This is a genomic window from Grimontia sp. AD028 (genome assembly GCF_000973155.1).
Taxonomy (GTDB): Bacteria; Pseudomonadota; Gammaproteobacteria; order Enterobacterales; family Vibrionaceae; genus Enterovibrio; species Enterovibrio indicus.
Genome location: NZ_LASY01000156.1, coordinates 1 through 5,975, shown reverse-complemented (window position 1 = coordinate 5,975; position 5,975 = coordinate 1). Strand labels below are relative to the sequence as shown.

The following is a 5,975-nucleotide window of genomic DNA, read 5'->3' as shown; positions in this document are numbered from 1 at the left end:
GTGATGGTGTCGCCAGGCTGCGTGCCGGTTGGTGGGGTGACCAGCACTTCCACGCCGTCAGTCAGCTCTTCTTCACCCACGCCGCCGGAGGCTTCAGGGATCACTACGGTTGGTGCTTCATCGGTGCCGCCGGTGCCGGTGCCTTCACCCGGTGCAGCGGTATCTATATTGAAACCGGTTTCTTCGCTTGGCACTGAAGTATTGCCAGCGGTGTCGGTCACGGTTGCCGTGATGGTGTAATCGCCGTCGCCAGGCAATTCACTGCCTGTGCCGCCCAGATCTTCCGGTGACAGGGTCACAGGCACAGCGGTGCCGTCTGTCCAGCCAGCAGGGACCGTGGTCGTTACTTCATTGGTGGTGCCATCCGGTTGGGTCACGGTGACAGTAATGGTATCACCTGGCAAGGTGCCGGTTGGCGGGGTGACCAGCACTTCCACGCCGTCAGTCAGCTCTTCTTCGCCCACGCCGCCGGTAGCTTCTGGGATTTCGACGACTGGTGCTTCATCCGTACCATTCGGTCCTTTGCCTTCACCTGGTGCAATATTGTCGATGTCGATGATGGTTGAAGCTTCTGATGTTACCCAATCTTGCTCGTCAATGATCGCAGCTTGAATAACTAATGATTCATCAATTTCCTCTAGCTTGTCACTCAAGATCTCGGCATAAATCGTGACACCTTCAGCCCAGGCGGGGATGACGATGTCTGCGATGTAACCGTTTTCGCTGGTTAAGATGACTTCCTGAAGGAGGTATTGTCCATCCAGCGAGTAAATCTGCATCACGCCTGAGTAGTCTTCACCAATAGTTGCTTGATGTAGAGCGTCATCAACACGCAATTGAACTGTTGTTGGCGTGGTGGAGGCGTTTGACATATTAAGGGTGAAGCCAGCGGCCTGACCATCTTCAGAACCATCATTGAGATAGGTAATGCTTGATACGGAAGGGCGGTCCTCTTCATCAGTAATGGTTGCTGCTTCAGAGTTAACCCAACCTTGCTGGCCCAAAACGCCCGCACGGACTACCAGAGTTTCGTCACCTTCGTAAATGTCGTCGTTGACGCTTTCAACATATACAAGTACGCCACTCTCACCTGCTGGCACGGTAACGTCAGCTCTGAAGCGGTTGGCTGAGCTTAGCGCAACTTCTTCCAGAAACTCACCATCAAGCGAGTAGACTTGAATCACACCTGTGTAGTCGACAAAGAAATTAGAGGTGTGCAGTCCGTCACTCAGCGTTAGTTTAAACGTAGTGTCGGTGGTGGAAGTGTTGGTCATATTCACCTGATAACCAGGCAATTTTCCACCTTCCTCGTCTTCTTGCACGACGGTGATGTTGCTAACAAGTGGTCTGTCTGCGTCATCATTAATGGTGACGGTACTCGTTACTGCGTCAGTTTGCTCTGCAGTGGAAGCAGTGAGCGTGATGATTTGATCACCGTTGTATACATCGTTGTCAGTGTTATCAAAACGCACCTCGAAGGTGTCAACAGAAGCTGGAACTGTAAAAGTCGTTCCGCTAACAGAAACCCAGCCGTCACCGAAGTTTACAGACAGATTGTTTAAAGCGATGTTTGCATCATCAATTTGTGCGGTTAGCGTGACTTCTACAGGTTTGATAGAAGCGCCGCTCAGAGTGACCGTCGTTTGTGCTTGCTGACCTTCATTGACACTCACGTCAGTCATAGAGGTGACTAAAGTAATGTCGTTTTCGTCAGTGATGAGAGCTGCTTCTGAGTTGACCCAGCCTTGCTCTCCACTGACGGCTGCACGAATAACCACAGACTCCGGGCCTTCATAGATGGCATCGTCGGTTGTCATTACATAAACAACAACGCCGTCATCACCAGCCGGGACGGTAATATCGGCTTTGAATTTGTTGTCTCTACCGAGAGTAACTTCCGTGAGGAATTCGCCGGAGACGGAATAAATCTGCAAGACACCGGAGTAATCCACACCGTATTTGACGTCATGGAGGGAGTCGACCATGTTCAGTGTCACTGTGGTGTCGGAGGCTGAAACGCTCGTCATGTTGACTTTGAAGCCGGGCGCGTCGCCACCTTCAATACCGTCTCGAACAGCGACAATGTTATCTACTGTCGGTACGCCTGCGATGTCTTTAATCGTCACGTTACCTGAGACACTTTCAGTTTGACCGTCGACACTCGCACTGATAGTGAATGTTTCATCACCTTCGTAAATGTTGTCACTGATTGTGTCGAAACGCACTTTGAACAGGGTCACTGAGCCGGGTACGTCAATGCTTATTTGATTAGTGTTAGTGTCAAAGCTCGCGTTGACCCAGCCTTTACCAAAATTGACAGATACATTTTCAAAGTCAGCGTCGTTGATGTTGCTTGGTGTTAGCAATACAGTGTTGTTGGTGGTCGAAGGGTTGCTCATCGTGACGGTGAGCTCAGCGTGATTACCTTCAAACACTGTGGTATCAGAAACGGCAGCCACAGTGACGGTGTCGGTCTCATCAGTAATGGTAGCGGCACCAGAAAGCACCCATCCTTGTTTTCCACTCACTGCTGCTCGTACAACAAGCGATTCGTCACCTTCGTATAGGTTGTCGTCAATGACATTGACACGGATAATGACGCTTTCCTCACCAGCAGGGATGTTGGTAACGGCTTTAAAAGCATTGTGGGTGCTAAGATTGATTTCATCCAGAAGCTCTCCTGACATAGAAAAGACTTGAATTGCGCCATCGTAGTCTTTGCCGAAGTCGAAATCATGCAAATTGTCATTAACGTTAAGCGTGACTTCGGTGTCTTGAAAGTAGGCGTTGGTCAGGTTTAGTTGAAAGGCGGGAGCTTGGCCGCTTTCTACGCCTTCTTCTAAAACAGTGATGCTGTCAACAAGAGGGGGAGTCGCGACGACATCAACAATGGTGATTGTGCCTGTTGCTGCTTCGATTTGACCTTCTGCTAATACGTTGACAGTAATCGTCTCATTACCTTCAACTTCATTGTCTTCAAGCACATCTACGCGGAGTTTCACTTGCTTGACTGAGGAGGGGACGGTGATCCATGTTCCTTCTGTGGTAACTTCTCCATTGGCTTGAACCCAGCCATTGCCTAGGTCAATCCATAAGTTGTCAAAGTCGATATCTGTATTATCAGCCTGTGGTGACACGAGAACTCTGGTGTCGAAGTTAGAAGGATTACTGAGGGTAAATGCGAACTCTGCTTGGCCACCTTCTTTGACTGTGGCATCAGAGACGGATGCGACCGTCGGCTTGTCATTTTCGTCCGAGATGATTGCCGCTTCAGAGTTAACCCAGTTATTTCCAGTGATAGCACGAATAACGATAGTTTCATCACCTTCATAGGTGTTATCGTCCGAAGTGATTGCATAGACAACAACACCTTCTTCACCAGCAGGTACTGTGATGTCGGCTTTGAATTTGTTCTCTTTACTTAGCGTTACTTCGGTGAGGAATTCACCTGAAAGAGAGAAAACTTGCATGACACCTGAGTAGTCACTGCCATAGCTCGCGCTATGAACGGTATCATTGGCACTCAATGTGACGGTGGTGTCTTCGATGGTTGCTTGATCAAGATTAACTGTCCAGCCCGGAGCTGTGCTGCCTTCAACGCCGTTATTCAGCAAAGTGACAGAAGAAACAGTGGACTCATAAGCGCTGTAGCTCTTTGAGTCATTGACGAAAGATGTGTTGCCGTTTGAATCCGTCGTTTCGACAGATGCTGTTACTGTTCGCGTTTCGCTACTAGCCAGTGTGCTACCTGGTACAGAAACAGTAAATGTGTTGTCAGCGCTGACAACACCGATAAATTGGTTGTTATCAATGGACACAGTAACTGTGTCACCCTCACTTATATTCCCACTAACAATGCCCGTTATGTCTATATCTGTTTGTGCCTCCGCGTATGTTAAGGCAGCATCACCAGCGATTAAATTGTCGAGCGTTATTGTAGTAAGGGTATTCGCGTTCATATCTCTTCCTTTAGTTATGTTTGTTTGGCGTTTTATCGAGGGCCAGACACCAAAATCCTCTTTTTCGCTATTCAAATCTCGCTACTCAAACGTTGCGAACTTGAAATAGTTAGATAAAACATCCATGCATCTCATTTCATAAACATGTGGCCGTAATGCATTACATGCTGTGTACATAGTTTATGCTTGCAATCTGTTACCTTCCAACGAGGTGTGAGCCGAAAAAAGTATTACTTACGGGTGAGTAAGGTTGATATTTTCATTAATTCTCAGCTTCGAGACTGGATGGAAGGCCTGTGTCAAAGGAAAACCTTACATCCATGTCCAAATTACAAGATGTATAACTATGTCTTAGAGATGATCATCTAAAGTTGGATTCTCCAAATGTGTGGAAGTGTTTTCGACGACGTCTGTAGCTGCCGCTTTCTGAAAGAGTTCTTTAACATTGTCGTCTCCAAACACACCGCTCTTAATCATTCCGTTCTCATCGACAATGTCATCCAGTGAAACATCCTGAAGAATGATCTCCTGATTCCAAGTGTGGTCTCCATCCGTATCGACTCTGAGTACCAAGGAGCCATCCTGTTCAAACATGTCGACATTATCTTCGCTAAGTAGATGGTCCTGGCTGTCCTTTACAAGGTCAGAAAGATCGAGGGAAGACTGCCCAACCGTGAAGTCTGTGACTGTGTCCGACCACGGTTGATCCGTGACATCTTCGCTATGCCATACGAGGTCTGCACTATCCAGCCCACTGATACTGTGCTCTTCAATTAAACCAACAAGGCTTGTTTCCTCTTCAGGCGCTTGTTGTGTGGAGAACCAAACATCAGCAGCGGTGCGCTCCTCGCCATCTGTTGTGGTGTAGGTGGATGTCTTGCCTATGACATTGTTGTTTTGTTCGATATCTGAGGATTGTGCTTCCAGATTGATTGAAGCGACGCCGGCTTCTTCCAGACTGAGGAGTTCTCCCTCATCTGTTTCGCCATCCATATCTTTATCGACCCAAACACCAAGTTCGGAATAAATGGCATCATTTTTGTCGATGACGCCATCTGCGTTGGTATCGTGCTGTGCCATCGCTTCATAGCCGTCGGCAGCTGTCGTACCGTCTTGTAGTAGGGTGTTGGAACCAAATAGCTCAGAACCATCATTGATCTGACCATCTTTATTGATGTCACGAACCAGCAGGCCATCACCACCAGATACCCAGCCAGTACTTACATCTTGACCATCGCCGTTGTAGTCGAACCTCACAGGGTTTGCGGTGACATCGCTGGTTTCAATGCCGTCTCCATCTAAATCAAGCACGATTGGAGTGATATTGGGGGTTACGCTGACACTGTTTTTGGAAGAGCCACTTTTTGCACCAATGGCACTTAGTGTTCCGGCTGAAGTGTAATAATCAGTGCCTTGCACATGGAAAAAGCCGTCGCTATCGGCGTACACCGCTTTTCTGGTGCCATCGGGGCCGTAAAGGAAAACTTTTTCATTTGGTTGCCAACGGTTACCGGTGATATGTTGGGCGCCGCCTCCATCAATGTGCCAATGTACGAATCCGCCTTGACTGTTGCTTGTGTCTGTGTGGCCTGCATCAAGTACGAGCACAGTTCCTTCGACCTGACCTGTTTGTATATGTGTTTCAACACCAGTCGGATTTACTAATATTTTAAGCTGTTCATTTCCTTCGACTTTATTATCGTTAATTGGCTTGACGCGGATTTGTAATTCAGTCTGGAAAGCCGCGATGGTCATTTTGCTTCCACTCTTGAAATTAGCCCAACCCGAGCCTGTCCAATATTCATAATTCCCAACGTCTTTATTGGTAATATCAGGATTGGCACCCGTGAATACATTCACTTTTACGCTTGTTGCCTGATCAACTGGCTTACTGAGTTTTATGCTGAAAGTGGCCCAATTTGACTCAGTGACTTTGTTATTGGTATTGGTATTAACGACTGAAAGCGAGGGTTTATCTGCTTCATCGGTGATCGTTGCCGCAGCGGATTGCACCCA

Annotated in this window: 1 protein-coding gene and 1 pseudogene; both read right to left on the bottom strand. The window is 47.9% G+C overall.

The genetic code is table 11. The features are described from left to right. Positions 1 to 3,959, bottom strand: a pseudogene (locus RN22_RS23165) (hypothetical protein); the annotation flags it as partial. A gap of 351 nt (positions 3,960 to 4,310) precedes the next feature. Then, positions 4,311 to 5,975: bacteriocin (locus RN22_RS25245; RefSeq protein WP_082111462.1), on the bottom strand; the 1,665-nt coding region annotated here is incomplete at its 5' end.